This window comes from Variovorax rhizosphaerae (genome assembly GCF_037889975.1).
Lineage (GTDB): Bacteria > Pseudomonadota > Gammaproteobacteria > Burkholderiales > Burkholderiaceae_C > Variovorax > Variovorax rhizosphaerae.
The window spans coordinates 411,401-431,756 of the sequence record NZ_JBBKZT010000006.1 but is presented as its reverse complement, the minus strand read 5'-3'; the positions used below and the strand labels follow the sequence as shown (position 1 = coordinate 431,756).

Annotated in this window: 19 protein-coding genes; 14 read left to right on the top strand and 5 right to left on the bottom strand. The window is 65.9% G+C overall.

Features of this window, described 5'->3' with window-relative positions:
* The first annotated feature begins 16 nt into the window (after window positions 1–16).
* The 6 genes from infB to WKW82_RS15475 all read left to right on the top strand — a co-directional run bounded on the left by infB (window position 17) and on the right by WKW82_RS15475 (window position 7,999).
* Window positions 17–2,977 carry a translation initiation factor IF-2 gene (infB, locus tag WKW82_RS15500; protein ID WP_340343187.1) on the top strand — a complete coding sequence of 987 codons (2,961 nt, stop codon included), beginning with the start codon at window positions 17–19 and terminating at the stop codon, window positions 2,975–2,977.
* A gap of 140 nt (window positions 2,978–3,117) precedes the next feature.
* Entirely contained in the window at window positions 3,118–3,489 is a 372-nt protein-coding gene (gene rbfA, locus WKW82_RS15495; RefSeq protein ID WP_340333627.1) for a 30S ribosome-binding factor RbfA, read from the top strand.
* Window positions 3,490–3,491: 2 nt separating this feature from the next.
* Window positions 3,492–4,451 (top strand): tRNA pseudouridine(55) synthase TruB, encoded by a 960-nt coding sequence (gene truB, locus WKW82_RS15490; RefSeq protein WP_340343186.1) that lies wholly within the window; start codon window positions 3,492–3,494, stop codon window positions 4,449–4,451.
* On the top strand, window positions 4,448–6,283 hold the full coding sequence (gene typA / locus WKW82_RS15485) for a translational GTPase TypA (protein WP_340343185.1): 1,836 nt from the start codon (window positions 4,448–4,450) through the stop codon (window positions 6,281–6,283). Before truB ends, typA begins: the two co-directional genes overlap by 4 nt.
* A gap of 70 nt (window positions 6,284–6,353) precedes the next feature.
* On the top strand, window positions 6,354–7,130 hold the full coding sequence (locus tag WKW82_RS15480) for a hypothetical protein (protein ID WP_340343184.1): 777 nt from the start codon (window positions 6,354–6,356) through the stop codon (window positions 7,128–7,130).
* Between the two features lie 29 nt (window positions 7,131–7,159).
* Window positions 7,160–7,999, top strand: a complete 840-nt coding sequence (locus tag WKW82_RS15475) for a DMT family transporter (protein ID WP_479694181.1) — start codon at window positions 7,160–7,162, stop codon at window positions 7,997–7,999.
* A gap of 220 nt (window positions 8,000–8,219) precedes the next feature.
* Here the strand turns inward: WKW82_RS15475 and WKW82_RS15470 are convergent, their stop codons facing one another.
* The gene (locus tag WKW82_RS15470; RefSeq protein ID WP_340343182.1) at window positions 8,220–8,612 is read right to left on the bottom strand and encodes a COG4315 family predicted lipoprotein; all 393 of its coding nucleotides are present in this window, start codon (window positions 8,610–8,612) and stop codon (window positions 8,220–8,222) included.
* 78 nt (window positions 8,613–8,690) lie between these two features.
* Window positions 8,691–9,170 (bottom strand): SsrA-binding protein SmpB, encoded by a 480-nt coding sequence (smpB, locus tag WKW82_RS15465; RefSeq protein ID WP_213954899.1) that lies wholly within the window; start codon window positions 9,168–9,170, stop codon window positions 8,691–8,693.
* 63 nt (window positions 9,171–9,233) lie between these two features.
* Here smpB and WKW82_RS15460 point away from each other — a divergent pair, with 63 nt between their 5' ends.
* Together WKW82_RS15460 and WKW82_RS15455 are read left to right on the top strand one after the other, a co-directional pair.
* Entirely contained in the window at window positions 9,234–9,686 is a 453-nt protein-coding gene (locus tag WKW82_RS15460) for a type II toxin-antitoxin system RatA family toxin (protein ID WP_340343181.1), read from the top strand.
* Window positions 9,683–10,015, top strand: coding sequence for an RnfH family protein (locus WKW82_RS15455; protein WP_340343180.1), 333 nt, complete (start codon window positions 9,683–9,685; stop codon window positions 10,013–10,015). The genes WKW82_RS15460 and WKW82_RS15455 overlap by 4 nt, the downstream gene beginning before the upstream one ends.
* 4 nt (window positions 10,016–10,019) lie before the next feature.
* On the opposite strand, the gene WKW82_RS15450 is transcribed toward WKW82_RS15455, so the two are convergent.
* Window positions 10,020–10,544 (bottom strand): DUF4124 domain-containing protein, encoded by a 525-nt coding sequence (locus tag WKW82_RS15450; RefSeq protein ID WP_340343179.1) that lies wholly within the window; start codon window positions 10,542–10,544, stop codon window positions 10,020–10,022.
* Window positions 10,545–10,710: 166 nt separating this feature from the next.
* On the opposite strand from WKW82_RS15450, the gene guaB reads away from it, so the two are divergent.
* The 4 genes from guaB to guaA are packed head-to-tail and all read left to right on the top strand — an operon-like array spanning window position 10,711 to window position 14,530.
* A complete protein-coding gene (gene guaB / locus WKW82_RS15445) occupies window positions 10,711–12,180 on the top strand; it encodes an IMP dehydrogenase (RefSeq protein WP_340343178.1) in 1,470 nt (489 codons plus the stop codon).
* A 37-nt stretch (window positions 12,181–12,217) separates the two neighbouring features.
* Window positions 12,218–12,490 (top strand): type II toxin-antitoxin system Phd/YefM family antitoxin, encoded by a 273-nt coding sequence (locus WKW82_RS15440; protein WP_340343177.1) that lies wholly within the window; start codon window positions 12,218–12,220, stop codon window positions 12,488–12,490.
* Window positions 12,487–12,912: a type II toxin-antitoxin system VapC family toxin gene (locus WKW82_RS15435; RefSeq protein WP_340343176.1), complete on the top strand. Its 426-nt coding sequence runs from the start codon at window positions 12,487–12,489 to the stop codon at window positions 12,910–12,912. Before WKW82_RS15440 ends, WKW82_RS15435 begins: the two co-directional genes overlap by 4 nt.
* Before the next feature lie 7 nt (window positions 12,913–12,919).
* Window positions 12,920–14,530: a glutamine-hydrolyzing GMP synthase gene (gene guaA, locus WKW82_RS15430; RefSeq protein ID WP_340343175.1), complete on the top strand. Its 1,611-nt coding sequence runs from the start codon at window positions 12,920–12,922 to the stop codon at window positions 14,528–14,530.
* 69 nt (window positions 14,531–14,599) lie between these two features.
* On the opposite strand, the gene WKW82_RS15425 is transcribed toward guaA, so the two are convergent.
* Window positions 14,600–15,772, bottom strand: coding sequence for a hypothetical protein (locus WKW82_RS15425; RefSeq protein WP_340343174.1), 1,173 nt, complete (start codon window positions 15,770–15,772; stop codon window positions 14,600–14,602).
* A 202-nt stretch (window positions 15,773–15,974) separates the two neighbouring features.
* Between WKW82_RS15425 and WKW82_RS15420 the strand changes: the two genes are divergently transcribed.
* Window positions 15,975–16,511, top strand: coding sequence for a cytochrome b (locus WKW82_RS15420; protein ID WP_340343173.1), 537 nt, complete (start codon window positions 15,975–15,977; stop codon window positions 16,509–16,511).
* Window positions 16,508–18,268, top strand: coding sequence for a glucans biosynthesis glucosyltransferase MdoH (gene mdoH, locus WKW82_RS15415; RefSeq protein WP_340343172.1), 1,761 nt, complete (start codon window positions 16,508–16,510; stop codon window positions 18,266–18,268). Before WKW82_RS15420 ends, mdoH begins: the two co-directional genes overlap by 4 nt.
* 33 nt (window positions 18,269–18,301) lie before the next feature.
* On the opposite strand, the gene WKW82_RS15410 is transcribed toward mdoH, so the two are convergent.
* Window positions 18,302–20,209: an acyl-CoA synthetase gene (locus WKW82_RS15410; RefSeq protein ID WP_340343171.1), complete on the bottom strand. Its 1,908-nt coding sequence runs from the start codon at window positions 20,207–20,209 to the stop codon at window positions 18,302–18,304.
* Between the last annotated feature and the right edge of the window lie 147 nt (window positions 20,210–20,356).

Below are 20,356 nucleotides of genomic sequence, written 5' to 3'. Positions count from 1 at the left end.
GAGGCTCAAAGCATATATGTCCAGCACCACAGTCGCCGAGTTCGCGAACGAACTCAAAAAGACCCCCGAAATCCTTCTTGACCAGCTCAAGAGCGCAGGCGTGCCCAAAGCGGCCGCGTCCGACGCGCTTACCGAGCAGGACAAGCAGCGCCTGCTCGGCCACCTCAAGGCCAGCCACGGCACGGTCGAGCCCGAGCGCAAGAAGATCACGCTGACGAAGAAGTCGACCAGCGAGATCAAGCAGGCCGACGCCACCGGCCGCGCGCGCACCATCCAGGTGGAAGTGCGCAAGAAGCGCACCTTCATCCAGCGCGACGAGCCCCATGCGCCCGCGCCCGAGGCGCCCCAAGCAGTCGCACCGGTTGCGCAGGCTCCTGCCGCACCCCAGATCGACGGCGCCGAACTGGCCCGCCGCGAGGAAGAAGCGCGCCGCCAGGCCGAGTTGATCCGCCGCCAGGAGGAAGAACTCGCCGAGAAGCGCCGTGTCCGCGAAGAGGCTGAAGCCCGCGAACGCGAGCAGGCCGAGCGCGCCGAGAAGGCTGAAAAGGCCGAGCAAGCCGCCAAGGCGGAAGCCGCCGCTGCTGCTGCCGCCGCTGCCGCCAAGCAGAAGGAAGCCGCGCCACCGGCCCCGCCCGTCAAGGTCACGGCCAAGGCTGTCGCGGCCGAAGAGGCCGCCAAGGTCGTCGCTGCCAAGGCTGCCGCCGACAAGGTCGTCGCCGACGCCGCCGCTGCGCAAGTCAAGGAAGACGCCAAGGCCAAGGCCGCCGCCGATTCGAAGGCACGCGCCGATGAGGAAGCCGCCCGCGCGGCTGACCTGAACGAGCGCCGCCGCAAGGCTTTGGCCGAGGCCGAAGCCATTCGCGCCATGATGAACGCACCGGCCCGCGTGCTGGTGCCGCACAAGGCGCCCGAGAAGGAACAACCGAAGCCAGCGGTCAAAGGCACGTTGCACAAGCCCGCCACGCCGCCGGCTCGTCCGGGCGCGCCCGCCGCGGCCCCCGGCGCTGCTACCGCCGCCGCACCTGGCAGCAAGGACGTCAAGTCCGCCAAGCTCTCGTCGAGCTGGGCAGGCGATCCGGCCAAGAAGAAGGAAATCAAGACCCGTGGCGACGCCAGTGGTGGCGTTGGACGCGGCAACTGGCGCGGAGGCCCGCGCGGCCGTCGCGGCAATGACCGCGGAGGCCCGGAAGAGCATCAGCAAGCCGCGCCGGTCGAGGCACGCATTCTTGAAGTGCATGTGCCCGAAACCATCACCGTGGCCGAGCTGGCGCACAAGATGGCCGTCAAGGCGCAAGAGGTCATCAAGCAGTTGATGAAGCTCGGCATGATGGCGACCATCAACCAGTCGCTCGACCAGGACACCGCCATGATCGTGGTGGAAGAACTGGGCCACAACGCGGTGGTCGCCGCGCTGGACGATCCGGAAGCCTTCACCGACGACGACGTCTCGGCACAAACGGCAGAACTGCTGCCGCGCGCCCCGGTCGTCACCGTCATGGGTCACGTCGACCACGGCAAGACCTCGCTGCTGGACTACATCCGCCGCGCCAAGGTCGCTGCGGGCGAAGCCGGCGGCATCACGCAGCACATCGGTGCGTACCACGTCGAAACCGAACGCGGCATGGTGTCCTTCCTGGACACCCCGGGTCACGAGGCGTTCACCGCCATGCGTGCCCGTGGCGCGCAAGCGACCGACATCGTCATCCTCGTGGTGGCGGCGGACGACGGCGTCATGCCGCAGACCAAGGAAGCCATCAAGCACGCGAAGGCTGCGGGTGTGCCGATCGTGGTCGCGATCAACAAGGTCGACAAGCCCGATGCCAACCTGGACCGCGTCAAGCAGGAACTGGTGGCCGAAGAAGTCGTGCCCGAAGAGTATGGCGGCGACGTGCCGTTCGTGCCGGTGTCCGCCAAGACGGGCCAGGGCATCGACGAGCTGCTGGAACAAGTGCTGCTGCAAGCCGAAGTGCTAGAACTCAAGGCGCCGGTCGATGCCGCTGCCAAGGGTCTGGTCATCGAAGCGCAGCTCGACAAGGGCCGCGGCCCGGTCGCAACCGTGCTGGTGCAGTCCGGCACGCTGAAGACCGGCGACGTGGTGCTGGCAGGCTCGACCTACGGCCGCGTGCGCGCCATGCTCGACGAAGACGGCAAGTCCATCAAGTCGGCGGGTCCGTCGATCCCGGTGGAAATCCAGGGCCTGACCGAAGTGCCGCAAGCGGGCGACGAGTTCATGGTGATGGCCGACGAGCGCCGTGCGCGCGAGATCGCCACCTACCGTGCCGGCAAGTTCCGCAACACCAAGCTGGCCAAGCAACAAGCCGCGAACCTGTCGAACATGTTCACGGACCTGTCGGCGGGCGAAGTGCAGACGCTGCGCATCATCATCAAGGCCGACGTGCAAGGCTCGCAGGAAGCCCTGGCGCAGTCGCTGCTCAAGCTGGCGACCGAAGAAGTCAAGGTGCAGATCGTCTATGCAGGCGTCGGCGGCATCAGCGAAAGCGACATCAACCTTGCGATCGCGTCGAAGGCTGTCGTCATCGGCTTCAACGTGCGGGCCGATGCCGGCGCGCGCAAGCTGGCCGAAGGCAATGGCGTGCAACTGAACTACTACAGCATCATCTACGACGCCGTGGATGAGGTGAAGGTGGCGATGTCCGGCATGCTGGCGCCCGAGCGTCGCGAAGAGGTCATCGGCGCGGCCGAGATCCGCACGGTGTTCGTCGCGTCGAAGATCGGTACCGTGGCGGGTTCGTACATCACGGCCGGCCATGTCACCCGCAGCTCGCATTTCCGCCTGCTGCGCGACAACGTCGTGGTCTACACCGGCGAAATCGACTCGCTCAAGCGCATGAAGGACGACGTCCGCGAAGTCCGCGAAGGCTTCGAGTGCGGTATCAAGCTCAAGAACTACAACGACATCAAAGAGGGCGATCAGCTCGAATTCTTCGAAGTCAAGGAGATTGCGCGTACCCTGTAATCGGAACACGGACAGTCGGCCGCGAAGGCCGCGAAAACTGCGCGAAGAATGCGAAAGAGACACCCGGTTTCTTTCTCTTTCGCGTGCTTTGCGCAACCTTCGCGAACTCTGCGTCCTTGACCCCGATTCCGCATTTTGACATGCCAAAACGCAAAGCAGCTGCCCCCAACCGATCGTTCAAGATCGCCGATCAGATCCAGCGCGATCTGACGGAGTTGATCGGGCGCGAATTGAAGGACCCGCGGGTTGGCATGGTGACGCTGCAAGGCGTCGAGGTCACGCCGGACTATGCGCATGCAAAGGTCTTCTTCAGCGTGCTCACCGGCGATCCGGTCGAGACCACCGAGGCACTGAACCAGGCGGCGGGCTTCCTGCGCGCCGGTCTCTTCAAGCGCCTGCACATCCACACCGTGCCGACGCTGCACTTCCTGTTCGACCGCACCACCGAGCGTGCCGCCGACATGAACAAGCTCATCGCGCAAGCCGTCGCCTCGCGCTCGAAAGAGGAATAGCCATGCACGCGCCACGCACAAGGGTGCAGCGGCGCCCTGTGCATGGGGTGTTGCTGCTCGACAAACCGCTGGGGCTTTCCAGCAACCAAGCCTTGCAGAAGGCCAAGTGGTTGCTGCGTGCCGAGAAGGCGGGTCACACGGGCACGCTCGATCCATTGGCGACTGGCGTGCTGCCGCTGTGCTTTGGCGCGGCGACCAAGTTCAGCCAGTTGCATCTGGATGCGGACAAGACCTATGTCGCGACGGCGCGGCTGGGGGTGAAGACATCCACTGGCGATGCGGAAGGCGACGTGATTGCCGAGCGGCCTGTCAGCGTCACGCCTGAGGACCTGGCGCGCGTCGAAGCGCAGTTCACCGGCCCGCTGCGGCAAGTACCGCCGATGCACAGCGCGCTCAAGAAAGACGGCAAGGCACTCTACGAATACGCCCGCCAAGGCATCGAGGTCGAGCGCGCGGCGCGCGACGTCGTGATTCATTCGCTGAAGGTGGCCGCCATGGACACGCCTTCGGACATCCGCATCACCGCCCGCGTGAGCAAGGGCACCTACATCCGTACGCTCGGCGAAGACATCGGCGAGGCGCTCGGCTGCGGTGCGCATCTCACTTCGCTGCGTCGTACCGCAACGGGCGACTTCACCGAATCGCAATGCATCACGCTCGAGGCGCTCGAAGCCATGAGCGAAGAAGAGCGCCTCGCGCAACTGTTGCCAGCCGAAGCGCTGGTGGCGGGCCACAGCCGTGTCACGCTTGGCGTGGAAGATGCGGCGCGTTTTCTGTCCGGGCTGCGGCGGCGTGGGCAGTGGGCTGATGCGAGCGAAGTCGCAGTGTTCGGCTCCGAGCCCCAGGCCTTTCTCGGCACCGCCCACATCACCGCCAACGAACTGATCCCGGGGCGCTTGCTGAACCCCATCGAAATCCAGCAAATCCTTTTGAACGCAACTTCTTGCGAGACGACACCATGAGTACCAACCAAATCCGCAACATTGCCATCATCGCCCACGTGGACCATGGCAAGACCACGATGGTCGACCAATTGCTGCGCCAGTCCGGCACCTTTGCCGAACACGAAAAGGTGGTCGACACCGTGATGGACAACAACGCGATCGAAAAGGAACGCGGCATCACCATCCTGGCCAAGAACTGCGCCGTGACTTGGCAAGGCACGCACATCAACATCGTCGACACCCCGGGCCACGCGGACTTCGGCGGTGAAGTGGAACGCGCGCTGTCGATGGTCGACGGCGTGGTGCTGCTGATCGACGCGCAGGAAGGCCCGATGCCGCAGACGCGCTTCGTGACCAAGAAGGCGCTGGCCCTGGGCCTGAAGCCCATCCTCGTCGTGAACAAGGTCGACAAGCCGGGCGCGAATCCCGACAAGGTCGTCAATGCCGCCTTCGACCTGTTCGACAAGCTCGGCGCCACCGACGAACAGCTCGACTTCCCCGTGGTCTACGCCTCGGGCATCAACGGCTGGTCCTCGCTGGAAGAAGGCCCGCAGGGCGAGCAGTGGGGCCCGGACATGTCGGCCCTGTTCGACACCATCCTGAAGCACGTCCCCTCGCAGAAGGGCGATCCGGACGCGCCGCTGCAACTGCAGATTTCCGCACTCGACTTCTCGACCTTCGTCGGTCGCATCGGCGTGGGCCGCATCAGCCAGGGCACGCTCAAGCCGATGATGGACGTGGTCGTGATGGAAGGTCCGGACGGCAAGCAGGTGAAGGGCCGCGTCAACCAGGTGCTGACCTTCCAAGGCCTGGACCGCGTGCAGGCCACCGAAGCCGGCCCGGGCGAGATCGTGCTGATCAACGGGATCACAGATATCGGCATCGGCGTCACCGTCACCGACCCGACCAATCCGGCGCCGCTGCCGATGTTGAAAGTCGACGAGCCCACGCTGACGATGAACTTCTGCGTCAACACCAGCCCGCTGGCCGGTCGCGAAGGCAAGTTCGTCACCAGCCGCCAGATCTGGGACCGCTTGCAGAAGGAACTGCAGCACAACGTCGCGCTGCGCGTGAACGAGACCGACGAAGAAGGCATCTTCGAAGTCATGGGCCGCGGCGAACTGCACCTGACCATCCTGCTGGAAAACATGCGCCGGGAAGGCTATGAAATGGCCGTGTCGAAGCCGCGCGTGGTGTTCCGCACCGTCGACGGCGAGAAGCACGAACCGATCGAACTGGTGACGGCCGACATTGAGGACCAGCACCAAGGCGGCGTGATGCAGGCGCTGGGCGAGCGCAAGGGCGAACTGGTCAACATGGAACCGGACGGCCGCGGCCGCGTGCGCCTGGAATACCGCATCCCGGCGCGTGGCCTGATCGGCTTCACCAACGAATTCCTGAACCTGACGCGCGGCTCCGGCCTCATCAGCAACATTTTCGACAGCTACGAGCCGCACAAGGGCGAGATCGGCAGCCGCAAGAACGGCGTTCTGATCTCGATGGACGACGGTGAAATCTTCACCTACGCCCTGGGCAAGCTGGACGACCGCGGCCGCATGTTCGTGCGCGCCAACGATCCGGTGTACGAAGGCATGATTGTCGGCATCCACAGCCGCGACAACGACCTGGTCGTGAACGCCACGCGCACCAAGCAGCTGACCAACTTCCGTGTGAGCGGCAAGGAAGACGCGATCAAGATCACGCCGCCGATCGAACTCACGCTGGAATACGGCGTGGAATTCATCGAGGACGACGAACTCGTCGAAATCACCCCCAAGAGCGTTCGCCTGCGCAAGCGCTTCCTGAAGGAACATGAACGCAAGCGCGCTTCCCGCGAAACGGCCGCCTGAGTCGGAGGCGTCGGCAGGGGACGCCTCGGTCGCTGCCCTGAACGGGTGGCGATGGCTTGCGCTTGTCTGGATGCTGCTCGTGCTGGTGGCGCTCGCGCCGCTTGCCCGCGCCGGGTCCGACTTGCCCCTCACCGCGCATGCCCAGGCCGGGCACGCCTTCGACGGGCTGCGCTCGTTGCGCCCCGATGAGATGCCGCGTCTGGCCGATGCACAAGGCGGGGTCGTGCTGCGCCTGCTCGGCGATTCGACGCGCTTTGTCGACAACGTGAAGTACGAGCCGGAGGACCTTGCGGCCCTGTCGCAGGTGTGCGACCGCACCCGGGCCGCGATCACGGCGTACACAAGCTTCAACGCCCTGCAGCAGGGCGTTCCCGATGCCAAAGCCGTGGTGCAGAACGTGGTCGACTACCAGGGCGAAATCGCGGTGCTGCAGCCCTTCGTGGCGCGCTGCATCGCCCGGCAGGTGCTGCTCGCCGAAGCCATGTTGCAGAAACTGGGTGCAGCGCAAACCTCGCAGTTGCGGCTTGGCGGCTTGAAGCGCGCCCAGAACTCGTTGTTGCAACTCTATGCGGGCGTGGCCTCCTTTTTTGCAGATACCCGCTTCGGCGCTTCCTACTGCGCGCTGCTCGACACGATGTCCGATCTCGCGCGGGTGCATGCGCGCGGCCTGCCGCTGGTGTCGCGCGCCTTTGCATTGCGCCTGTTGCCCCAGCCGGCGCAGGTTCCTGCAGGTCGGCAACGTGAGGCGTTGCAGCGCATCGTCGACGCGCTGAGCGATGTTCGATGCACCGCCCTTTGCTTGCTCGGATCGAACGACGGCCAGTCCCCGGGTGGGGGCAAGTCTTGAAGCTGCCGCACACGCGCGCGGTCTGGTTGATGGTGGTCGTGACCCTGATGTGGGCCACGGCCGGGGTGGTGACGCGGCATCTCGAAGCGGCGCGCAGCTTCGAGGTCACGTTCTGGCGCAGCCTGTTCACGGTGCTGGCGCTGCTGGTGATCCTGCCGGCCTGGCAAGGACGCGCGGTCTTCACGAAGATCCGGCGCGGCGGCGTCGACCTCTGGGTGTCCGGCCTCTGCTGGTGCGTGATGTTCACCGCCTTCATGGTGGCGCTGACGATCACCTCGACCGCCAACGTGCTGGTCACGATGTCGGTCGGTCCCCTGTTCACGGCCCTGGCGGCGCGCATCTTCATTGGCCACAAGCTGCCGGCGCGCACCTGGGGCGCCATTGCGGTGGCGGGTGTCGGCATCGCATGGATGTACGGCCAGCAGTTCGGCCAGGGGTCGATGACGGGCACCTTCGTCGCGCTGTGCGTGCCGCTGGCGCTCGCCTGCAACTGGACCGTGGTGCAGCATGCCCATGCCACCGGTCACGATGTGGACCTGGTTCCGGCCGTGCTGATCGGTGCGGCGCTGTCGGCGCTGGTGACCTTGCCGCTGGCCTGGCCGTTCCAGGCCAATGCGCATGACCTGGGGTTGCTGGCGTTCCTGGGTTTGTTCCAGCTGGCGATTCCCTGCGTGCTCTCGGTGCTGTGCGCCAAGGTGCTGAAGGCGCCCGAAGTGGCCTTGCTGTCGCTGCTGGAGGTGCTGTTCGGAATTGCGCTGGCCTGGGTCGGCGCGGGTGAAACGCCTGCGTCCAGCGTATTGACCGGTGGTGCGCTCGTGATGGGTGCGCTGGTGGTCAACGAATGGTTGGGTTGGCGGCAGCGCCAGTGAGTTGACGCTGCCGCGCGGCCCAGCGACGCAGGAAAGCTGGCGCGCAATGCCTGCTCGTGGGCACCCGCGGAACCGGCTTCGCCGGGCCGCCAGGTGCGCCCCCTTGAGGGGCTGAGGGCCGCGGCTCCAAGCCTGCCTGTGCAGGCTTGGACGGCCCGTAAGAGCAGCCGCATCTGGCGGCCGCCCGGGCGCCGCAGGCGCTGCGGGGGTGGGCTTTACGTCAGGGCCGCGCCACTGCCCAAGCCTTGTCGGCCATGCCGTCACCCGTCTTGTCGCCCGGCTTGGCGTCCTTGGCCCAGTAGTAGAGCGGCCAGCCCTTGTAGGCCCACTGCTTCTTGCCATCGTCACGCGTGACGATGGTGTAGGGGCCCATGGGTTGCTTGGGCGAGTCGGGCGCAAACAGCGGGGGCCAGTTGGTGGCGCAAGCTGCGTTGCAGACCGACTTGCCGCTGTTGACCGCATCCTTGTTGAAGGTGTAAAGCGTCATGCCGTTGGGGCCGATCAGCACGCCGTCGGAGGTGCGGGTCGGGGCGTCGGGAGCCTTGGACATGCTGCCGCAGCCGGAAAGCAGGGCGACCGCGACGACGGAAGCGCTGAACAGTTTGGTGATCATGATGAAGTTTCCCCTTCAGTTAAGAAAAATCGACGCAACGAAGGTATTCATTGCGACACGGCAGTTTATGCGGGCGAACTACCTGTTGCGGCTCTTCATGGCGCGCTCGACTTCGCGCTTGCCTTCTCGGTCCTTGATGGTGTCGCGCTTGTCATGTTCGGCCTTGCCCTTGGCCAATGCGATCTCGCACTTCACCTTGCCCGCTTTCCAGTGCAGGTTGAGCGGCACCAGCGTGTAGCCCTTCTGCTCGACCTTGCCGGTGAGGCGGCGGATCTGCTCCTTGTGCAGCAGCAGCTTCTTGGTGCGGATGGAATCGGGCGTGGTGTGCGTGGAGGCGCTGCGCAGCGGGTTGATCTGGCAGCCGACGATGAACATCTCGCCGTCGCGGATCATCACGTAACCATCGGTGAGTTGCACTTTGCCCTCGCGCAGGGACTTCACTTCCCAGCCTTCCAGCACCATGCCAGCCTCGAAGCGCTCCTCGAAGAAGTAGTTGTACGCCGCCTTCTTGTTGTCGGCGATGCGGGAGGAGGGGTCTGCTTTTTTCTTGGTGGCCATGGTGCTTGATTTGGGGTCTGCATGGCTTCAATACAATCCGTCGCGCACGCTCGTACCCATTCTATGAAAACAGTCCACAAGTCCGTCCTGATCTGGTACAGCGCCGAGGAGATGTATGCACTGGTGACGGACGTGGCCAGGTATCCGGAGTTCCTGCCTTGGTGCGATCGCTCGAAGGTGATCGACCAGGACGAGCACGGCATGACGGCCGAGGTCGGCCTCGCATTCGGTGGCATCCACCAGAGCTTCACGACCCGCAACACGCAGGTGCCGGGCCGCGAAGTGCGGCTCAAGCTGATCAGCGGGCCGTTCTCCAATCTCGATGGCGTCTGGAAGTTCCAGCCGGTGGGCGGGGAGGGCGAACGGGCCTGCCGGGTCGACCTGAACCTGAGCTACAGCTTCAACAACTTCGCGCTGGAGAAACTCGTCGGTCCGGTGTTCGACAAGATCGCATCCAGCCTGGTCGAGGCCTTCGTGAAGCGCGCCGAGCAGGTCTACGACAAGCCGCCGGGATGATGCAGATCACGCTGGTGTACTCGCCAGCGCCGCGCGAGGTCTTCGAGCAGGCGCTGACGCTGCCCGCGCAAGCGACGGTCCGCGATGCGGTGCTCGCCAGTGCACTGCCTGCGCGCTTTCCGGCGCTGGATTGGGCCGCGATGGCGTGCGGGGTCTGGGGCCGGGCGGTCGAATGGGACCAAACCCTGAGTGAGGGCGACCGCGTCGAGTTGTGCCGCCCGCTCACGGTGGATCCGAAGGTGGCGCGCCGTGAGCGCTTTCGTCGGCAAGGGGCGCGGGCGACCGGACTGTTCGCCAGGCGGCGAGAGGGCGGCAAGCCGGGCTACTGAAGATTTACTTGCAGTCGCGGTCGATGGCCGCCTGCGCGCGCTTGACTTCGGCGGCGCGCTGGGCGTCGTCCAGGATCTCGCGTTCGCCGCTGGCGTTGACGCGGGCGACGCGGATGCCGCTGTCGAAGGTGGCCTTGCTCTGGCGGGCCTGGGCGCAGTTGTCGGCCTTGGCCTTGGCGACTTTGGCTTCCTCGGCGGCCTTCTTGGCTTTCTCGGCCTCCGCGGCCTTGCGTGCCTTTTCCTCGAGTTCTTTGTCGATGCCGGTGGGCTTGGGCGCGCTGGCGGCCGCAGGCGGGGGCGTGGCGGCCGGGGCATCCGCGCCGGTGGGGGGCGCGGCGTCCACGTTCACGCGGGGGGCGCTGCGGGCATTGGCGGGACGTCGAAGAACGTTCTTCTCCGGCACGTCGAGTGGCGGGGGCTGGTCGCTGAAAACCGTCTTGCCCGCGTTGTCGACCCATTGCCATTGCGCGTTCGCGGCCAACGGCAGCGCACAGGCGAAACCAAGAATCAGGGCGTGCGCTAGTTTCATGGGTGGCAGTTCAGGGGTTGCGTGAAAATTGTTACGGATGTGTTGTCGGAAATTAACGAATGACGACCGCTTTTAAACATTGTAGGGAAGCAACGCAGGGACAACGCTACGCGCGTCCGGGTAACTACGCACCCATCGTTACAATCCATCTTTTGGAGCCTCACCCATGCGCCTTCTCGGCAAAGCGCTGACCTTCGACGATGTGTTGTTGGTGCCAGCGTTCTCCCAGGTCCTGCCCAAGGACACCTCCCTCGCCACCCGACTCTCCCGCAACATCACGTTGAACATCCCGCTCGTTTCTGCGGCGATGGACACCGTGACCGAGGCGCGCCTCGCGATTGCGATTGCCCAGGAGGGCGGCATCGGAATCGTGCACAAGAACCTGACGGCCCAGCAGCAGGCCGCAGAAGTCGCGCGGGTGAAGCGCTACGAATCCGGCGTGCTGCGCGACCCGGTCGTGATCACGCCGACGCACACGGTGCGCCAGGTGATGGCGCTGTCGGACCAACTCGGCATCTCTGGCTTTCCAGTCGTGGATGCGGGCAAGGTGGTTGGCATCGTGACCGGGCGCGACCTGCGCTTCGAGAATCGCTATGACGCGCCGGTGACCGAGATCATGACGCCGCGGGACAAGCTCATCACCGTCCCCGACGGCACGACGCTGGCAGACGCCAAGGCGCTGCTCAACAAGCACAAGCTGGAGCGCTTGCTGGTCATCAACGGCGAATGGGTGCTCAAGGGCCTGATCACCGTCAAGGACATCACCAAGCAGACCAGCTTCCCGAACGCGGCGCGTGACGGCTCGGGCAGGCTGCGCGTGGGCGCGGCGGTGGGCGTGGGCGAGGGCACCGAGGAGCGCGTCGAGGCGCTGGTGAAGGCCGGCGTGGACGTGATCGTGGTCGACACGGCGCACGGCCACAGTGCCGGCGTGATCGAGCGGGTGCGCTGGGTCAAGAAGAACTATCCGCAGGTCGACGTGATCGGCGGCAACATCGCCACCGGCGACGCGGCGCGTGCACTGGCGGATGCGGGCGCGGATGCGGTGAAGGTCGGCATCGGGCCGGGCTCGATCTGTACGACGCGGATCGTGGCGGGCGTGGGCGTGCCGCAGATCATGGCGGTCGACAGCGTAGCTACCGCGCTTCAAGGGACCGGCGTACCGTTGATTTCCGACGGCGGCGTGCGCTATTCGGGCGACATTGCCAAGGCGATCGCGGCCGGGGCGAGCACGGTGATGATGGGCAGCATGTTCGCTGGTACCGAAGAGGCGCCGGGCGAGATCGTGCTGTACCAGGGCCGCAGCTACAAGAGCTATCGCGGCATGGGCTCGATCGGCGCGATGCAGCAAGGCAGTGCCGACCGCTACTTCCAGGAATCGACGACCGGCAACCCGAACACGGACAAGCTGGTGCCTGAGGGCATCGAAGGTCGCGTGCCGTACAAGGGCTCGATCGTGTCGATCGTCTACCAGATGGCCGGCGGCGTTCGCGCGAGCATGGGCTACTGCGGTTGCGCGACGATCGCGGACATGCAGAACAAGGCGGAGTTCGTGGAGATCACCTCGGCCGGCATTCGCGAAAGCCATGTGCACGACGTGCAGATCACCAAGGAAGCGCCGAACTACCGGGCGGAATAGGCGATAATCTGGCCTGATTTTGAAATAAGGCCAGATCATGCAATCGATCGCCATTCATCAGGCAAAGAACCAGCTTTCCGCGCTGATCCACGCTGTGGAACAGGGCGAAGAGGTGGTACTCACGCGCCATGGCCGGCCCATTGCGCGCATCGTCCGAGAGCCCGGCGAGGAACAGTCGCCCGATGCGCTCGAAGCGCTCGGCCAGCAAGCGCTGGACGAACTGAATGCCTTTCGCGCATTGGTCAAGCCCGACCCGGATTACCAACCTGGTGACTGGAAGAAACTGCGCGACGAGGGGCGCCGTTTTTGAAGCCCGTCATCGTCGACGCCTCCGCTGCCGCGGCTTGGCTCATTCCGGATGAACGAACCGACGCGGCGGACCAGCTCTACAAGCAGGTGCGCGTGCAGCCGGGACGTTTCCATGCGCCGTCGCTGTGGCATTGGGAAACGGGCAACCTGCTGCTGATGTCCTTGCGCCGGGGCCGTCTCGACCCCGAGCAGGTCGAGCAGGGCATGAAGCTGCTGGGCGCATGCCAGATCGAATTCGACCCGCCGCCCGATGCACGTCGCCGCAGCGCGATCCTGCGGATGGCCGGCGCCCATCAACTGACTTTTTACGACGCTGCGTACCTGGAACTTTGCGTGAGGCTCAACGGCCAGATCGCATCGACCGACAAGGCACTCCTGCGCGCCGCCCAAGCTTGCGGCATCGAGCGCATTGCACTGGACTGAACGAAACATGCAACACCAGAAAATCCTCATCCTCGACTTCGGCTCGCAAGTCACGCAACTGATCGCCCGCCGTGTGCGCGAGGCGCATGTGTTCAGTGAGGTTCATCCTTGCGACGTCAGCGACGAATGGGTGCGCGAATACGCCAAGGACGGCACGCTCAAGGGCGTGATCCTTTCTGGCAGCCATGCGAGCGTCTACGAAGACACGACCGACAAGGCGCCGCAGGCGGTGTTCGAACTGGGCGTGCCGGTGCTCGGCATCTGCTACGGCATGCAGACCATGGCGCATCAGCTGGGCGGCAAGGTCGAGAGCGGCCACAAGCGCGAGTTCGGCTCGGCGGCGGTGCGCGCGCATGGCCACACCGAACTGCTGAAGGACATCGCCGACTTCACCACGCCGGAAGGCCACGGCATGCTCAACGTCTGGATGAGCCACGGCGACAAGGTCACCGAAATGCCGCCGGGCTTCAAGCTGATGGCGTCGAACGACAGTTGCCCGATCGCCGGCATGGCCGACGAGACGCGGCACTTCTATGCGCTGCAGTTTCACCCGGAAGTCACGCACACGGTGCAGGGGCAGGCGATCCTCGATCGCTTCGTGCTCGGCATTTGCGGCGCGAAGCCGGACTGGGTGATGCGGGACCACATCGCCGAGGCGGTCGAGCAGGTCCGCGAGCAGGTGGGTGACGAGGAAGTGATCCTGGGCCTGTCGGGCGGGGTCGATTCGTCGGTGGCGGCGGCGCTGATCCATCGCGCGATCGGCGACCAACTGACCTGCGTGTTCGTCGATCACGGCCTGCTGCGTCTGAACGAAGGCGACATGGTGATGGACATGTTCGTCGGTAAGCTGCATGCGAAGGTGATCCGCGTCGATGCGAGCGACCTGTTCCTGGGCAAGCTCGCGGGCGTGAGCGACCCGGAGGCCAAGCGCAAGATCATCGGCGGCGAGTTCGTCACGGTGTTCAAGCAGGAAGCGGCGAAGCTGACAAGCGCGGGCGCGAAGGGCGCGAAGTGGCTGGCGCAGGGCACGATCTATCCGGACGTGATCGAGTCGGGCGGCGCGAAGAGCAAGAAGGCCGTGACGATCAAGAGCCATCACAACGTTGGCGGTTTGCCTGAACAGTTGGGTCTCAAGCTGCTGGAGCCGCTGCGCGACCTGTTCAAGGACGAAGTGCGCGAACTGGGCGTGGCGCTGGGGCTGCCGCCCGAGATGGTCTATCGCCATCCGTTCCCGGGCCCGGGCCTCGGCGTGCGCATCCTCGGTGAAGTGAAGAAGGAATACGCCGACCTGCTGCGCCGCGCCGATGCGATCTTCATCGAGGAGCTTCGCAACTTCAAGGATGCGTCCGGCAAGACCTGGTACGACCTCACCAGCCAGGCTTTCACGGTGTTCCTGCCGGTGAAGAGCGTGGGTGTGATGGGCGATGGGCGCACGTACGACTACGTGGTGGCGTTGCGCGCGGTGCAGACCAGCGACTTCATGACGGCCGATTGGGCGGAGCTGCCCTATGCGCTGCTCAAGAAGGTGTCGGGGCGGATCATCAATGAGGTGCGCGGGATCAACCGCGTGACTTATGACGTGAGTTCGAAGCCGCCTGCGACGATTGAGTGGGAGTGATCGGGTCGTAGCAGCGAGCCGGCGATCGTGAGGTCGGCCCGGTCCTGGCCCGGTTGACCGCGATGCGCCTCACGCCGGCATGCGGTTCGGAAAGAGCGCCTTGAGCCGCGCATGGAACAGGGCGGCGAACTTGTCGAATCCCTGCCGGGACGGATGCAGCTCGTTGTGCCAGCTCGCCGCCGCCGGCGCCAGCGTGCCCTGACCGTTGATGAAGGTCACGCCCTTGTGCGCGGTGGCCAGCGCTTGCAGCAGCGAGGCCAGGTCCGACAGCATCAGCTTCACGACCTCGGCGCCGGCCTGTTGCGTCGGGAACCCGCGCAGGTCGAAGGTCGGCTTGAGCCAGGGCCCGAGATGGCAGACGCCGCGCCCGTCGGGCAGGGCGAAGTCATACGCATGGAAGACCAGATGTGTGCGCGGGCTCAGCGCATCGCGCAGGGCGATCAGGTCCTCGTAGCCGGCGCGCACGATGGCCAGGGCCGCGTCGAAGCGGGGCCGATGGATCAGTTGAGCGGGTGGCTTCCCCGCCACGAAGTCCCGCACCCAGAGCGCCATCGGATTGGAGACGATGTCGTTGCCGCCGCCGGAGAACAGCAACACCTCCCATTCACCGCCCGTGGGGCAACCCGCGCTGAGCTGCTCGGCCATCAGCTTGCGCTCGTCCACGCCCATCATGAAACGCACTTCGTCGCCAGCCTTGGCCAGGTTCAGGATGGGGATGCCCATGCGCTTTTCCAGGCGTGGGATGATGCCGCCGCCGAACAGCGGATAGGGATAGTCGAACCAGGAGTCGCCTTCCGCGAACACGCGCAGCGGGCCGCCCGGAGCGGCCGCCGTGAGAGGCACCCTGGCGCCCGGGCGTGCGGCCGCGGCCGACGGCTGCTCCTCTGGCGCCATGTTCTGCACGCCGCGCTGCTTCATCACCTGCATCACGGCCTTGTAGTCCTGGATGCGCTGTTTCTGCTCGCGTCGCTGCGCTTGCGCCATCTGCTTGCGTTCACGGGCGACATCGCGCAACGATGTCGCGGCGGGTGGGGGCAGGGGGCCGGCTGCTGCGCCCGCAGGGGCAGGCGTGCGCGCACGCGCGCGTGCCGCGACGATGGCTTTGGCCTGTTCGAGCGTGACTGCGCCATCATCGTTCGTCTCGGCGGCAGCCGTTGGCGCGGCGGACCGCTTCACTGCCGCCAGTCGGGCAGCCTTCCTGGCAGGCACTTTGGCCTTGGGCATCTTGCGAGGCGGGACCATGGGTCGGTTCCTGTAGTGCGTTGATGGCGCTCATGCACCATGGGGCACGGCTCGGACCAAGCAGTATGGTGCGGCCGAGGATATCCGTGCTCCCCAATCTCCCTTACCATCGGCCGGCGGCGCCAAGGTCGCAGCCGATGAGATGGTCCGGCTGCGACCGCCCAGGCGCGCTGATCGCCATCCGACGAATCTGGAGGCTTGTATGACACCTGTGTCGCGCTACGCTGCTTCGTCCCGCTTGTTGCACTGGCTGATGAGCGCGCTGGTGCTTCTCGTCGTCATTCCAGCCGGCATCTGGATCGCCTTCTTCGAGCCGGCCGACGAGGCTTTCAAGATGCGGCTCTACAACATTCACGAGAGCTTTGGCGTGCTGATCTTCGTGCTGGTGCTGATCCGCATCGTCAATCGCCGCCTGAACCCGCCGCCGCCGTTGCCGCTCGACATGCCGGCATGGATGCGCTTCGTCGCGCATGCGAACCACATCGGCCTTTACGTGCTGCTGGTGCTGATGCCGATCATTGGCTTCCTGGCCACCAACGCCTGGGGCTTTCCGCTGTCGGTCTTCAACGTGTTGCCGATCCCGTCACCGGTGGGCAAGGACGAGGCGCTCGCCAAGGTGCTGTCCTTCCTGCACTTCTGCGGTGCGATCGCGATCGGGCTGCTGATCCTGGGACATCTGGCGGGCGTCGTGCATCACACCTTCATCCGACGCGACGGGCTGTTGCGCCGCATGCTGTGAAGCCTGACGTCGTCGTGAACGCCGGCCTGCGCTGGCGACGCGCTGGCTTTGCCCTGGCCGTCGCAGCCACGGTGCTCGGCCTGGTCTGGCTGATGGCTGCGACGCTGTTCGTCGGAAGGATCGACGCGCTGGGCCTCGGGATGCTGCTGGCTTTCGCGGTCACGCTGCCGTGGACGGTGGTCGGCTTCTGGAATGCGGCCATCGGCCTGGCTCTGATGGGCGCCAGCCGCCATGCGGCCGGCCTGGTCGCACCGCACATCCATGCCGCCGAGCCGCTGCAGCGCATCGAATCGTCCACGGCACTGCTGGCCTGCATTCGCAACGAGGACACGGGCCGCCTCTCGCGCAACCTGGCCTGGATGCTCCACGGCCTCGTCGACAGCGGGCAGGCGGCGGCCTTCCATCTCTACGTCCTGAGCGACAGCGACGAGCCCGGGATCGTGGCCGCTGAAGCCCGCATGGTGGCTTCACTGCAGGCGCGCTTCGGCACGGCGATCGCGCTGAGCTACCGGCTGCGCGAGCAGCACCATGGCTTCAAGGCCGGCAACATCCGCGACTTCTGCGAGCGCTGGGGCACGCTGCACGACTACGCCATCGTGCTCGATGCCGACAGCCTGATGACGCCACAGGCGATGCTTCGGCTGGTGCGCATCATGCAAGCGCGGCCCGCGATCGGCATCCTGCAGACGCTGGTGACCGGGCTGCCCAGCGCCAGCGCCTTCACGCGCATGTTTCAGTTCGGCATGCGGCTGGGCATGCGTTCGTACACCTTGGGTGCGGCGAGTTGGCAGGGTGACTGTGGTCCTTACTGGGGCCACAACGCCATCTTGCGCCTGCAGCCCTTCATCGCGCATTGCGAGTTGCCGGAGTTGCCCGGTCCGCCGCCGCTCGGCGGCCCGGTGCTGAGCCACGATCAGCTGGAGGCCGTGCTGATGCGGCGCGCTGGCTACGAAGTCCGCGTGCTGCCGGACGAGGAGGGCAGCTGGGAAGAGAACCCACCGAACCTGCTCGAGTTCATCCGGCGCGATCTGCGCTGGTGCCAAGGCAACATGCAGTACCTGCAATTGCTCACCTTGCCGGGGCTGTTGCCGGTGAGCCGTTGCCAGTTGCTGCTGGCGATTGCGATGTACCTGGGGGCGCCGGCGTGGCTTGCTTTCATGATGCTCGGGATGTGGCGTGAACAGCCCTTCCGGCCCGATTTCGCAGTCGTGCTGTTCGTCGCCGTGATGGGCATGAACCTGGCGCCCAAGCTGGCCACGCTGGTCGACGTGATGCTGCGCGGTCCGCTGCGCCGGGCCTATGGTGGTGCGCCGCGTATCGCTTGCGGCGCTGTGCTGGAATTCGGTTTCTGGCTGCTGACAGCGCCTGTGGTGGCGGTGGCCGTGACCCTGTTCCTGCTCGGGCTGCCCTTCGGCCGGCGCGTCGGCTGGGCCGCGCAGCAGCGCGATGTGCAGCGCATCGACTGGAGGGTCGCACTGCGCGGGTTGTGGCCGCAGACGTTGCTCGGGCTGGTGCTGGCCGGCCTTGTTTTCTTGCGGACGCCGGGTGCGATCTGGGTCTGGTCGCCGGTGCTGGCGGGCCTGATCGGATCGATCCCGTTCGCATGGCTGAGCGCGCACGAGGTGGTCGGCCGATGGCTGGTGCGTTGGGGACTGTGCCGCATTCCGGAGGAGGCGCCGAAAGCTACCGGCCTGGCGTCACACGCCCTGCCGGTACACGCGCCGGTGGTGGCGCCCGTGGTACCGGCGGTTGATTGAAGCGCGCCACGGGCGCCGCTGGGTGGGCTTCGTTCAGCTCCAGACGACTTCGTGTTTCCACACCAGCGGCCCGATGCGCGCGCCGACATCCTGCGCGAGCCGTTCCCGCTCGCCCTCACCGACGCCTTCGAACCTGACCTTGATCAGATTGCCGTTCACCGGGCAGGGTCCGGCGGTGACGGACATCTGCTTGCCTGCGGGAACCAGGTCCGCCAGCATCTGCGTCACCGTGCGACCCGCGGCATCCCAGCGCAGCGCCGGCTTGAACACCTTGCCCACGGCGGTCAATGGAATGCTGTCGACCAGGTACAGGTTCACCGGCACCGCGGCGCGCTCGGGCGTGCGCTCGGCGATGAAGGCGCGCAGTTCGGCCGCATCGGCGGTCACGCCCGCCTTGAGTTGCACGTAGGCGACTGGCAACTCGCCCGCATACACATCGGGCTGCCCGACGACCGCCGCCAGTGCGATGGCGGGATGCTGGAAGAAAACTTCCTCCAACGCCATCGGATCGATGTTGTGGCCGCCGCGGATGATCAGGTCCTTGGCGCGCCCGGTGACCCACAGATAGCCGTCCTCGTCGAGGCGGCCCAGGTCACCCGAGTTGACCCAGCCAGGTTCCACGAAAGCGCCCTTGTTGTGCTTGTCGTTCAGGTAGCCGGAGAACACGCCCGGCCCGCTCATCGTGATCACGCCGATCTCGTTGACCTCGCAATCACGCACCACGCGGTCCTGTTCATCGAGCTGCACGACACGCACATGGCTGTAGGGAACGGGGTGCCCCACGGCGCCGATGCGGATCGGCCGCGTCTCGTGCGAGATGACGTGCACGCTGGAGGTCTCGGTCATGCCATAGACCTCCATCACCGGGATGTTGAAGCGCTCCGCGTACGCCTTGCCGACCGGCACCGGAATGGCGGAACCGCCGCCCGCGGCGCGCCGCAGGCTGGACACGTCGGCGCCATCCACAGGCACGTTGAGCGCTGCCGCCATGACGGTGGGCACGCCGCCGAAAACCTCGGGCCGATAGCGTTCGATGAGGCGCCACACATTGCGAATCGACGCCGGATTGCGCCAGCCGGAAGGCGACAACACGACGAGCGCGCCGCCGCCGGACAGCGTCGCCAGCCCCTGCGTCAGCGCGCCGCCCACATGGAACAGCGGCAGGCCGAACAGGAAGGTGCTGCCGGGCTTGAGCTTGAGGAGCAGGTCCATGGCCCACGCCTGGTAGACCTGGTTGGCATGGGTATGGCGCACGAGCTTGGGCAGGCCAGTGGTGCCGCCGGTGTGGAAGTAGGCCGCGATGTCGCTGGAGGCGATGCGTCGGCCACTGGTGAGTTTGTCGGCGGGCTGGCGCGCGACGGCGGTGTCGAGGTTGTAGACCCCGCGCGCAGCATCGTCGGCGCCGCCCACCACGAAGACCGTCTTGAGCTCCGGCATCAACTCGCGAATGCGCTCGACCTTGGTCCAGATGTCGGTGCCGGGGACCGGGCCCAGCGCGACCAGCACCTTGGTGTTGGCTGCACGAAGGATTTCCGCGAGCTGGCCCGGCTCCAGCAGCGGGTTCACCGGATTCGCGATGCCCGCGGCCTCGGCGCCGAACAGCGTGAAGAAGGCCTGCGGCACCAGCGGCAGCAGGAAGCTCACCACGTCGTTGGGCCCGATGCCGGATTCGGTGAAGAGGTTGGCCGCCTGCGTGACGCGGCCGAGGAACTCGCGGTGGGTGACGCGAACCGGTGTCTCTTCGGGATCGGCATTGGGCAGGTACAGCAGCGCCGGCGCATCGGGGTTGCAGGCCGCGCCGAGCTGCAAGGCCTCGTAGGTGCTCGCGGCGGCGATGCGTTCGTCGTAGGGCACGGTTTCGAATTCGCGGATCTCCGCGTCGTTCGCGAGCGTCGGCCAGGTGTCGCCGATGAATTTGTCCAGCGGATGAATGTGCGCCATGGTGTGTCTCCCTTTCTGGGTTGGAGGATCGGTTTGTGCTTGAAGTGCAGTCACGACAGTGCCTTGCCGGTTCGTGGGTACCCGCGGGACCGGCTTTGCCGGACCGCTGGGTGCGCCCCTCGAGGGCGCGCGCCGCAGGCGCATTCG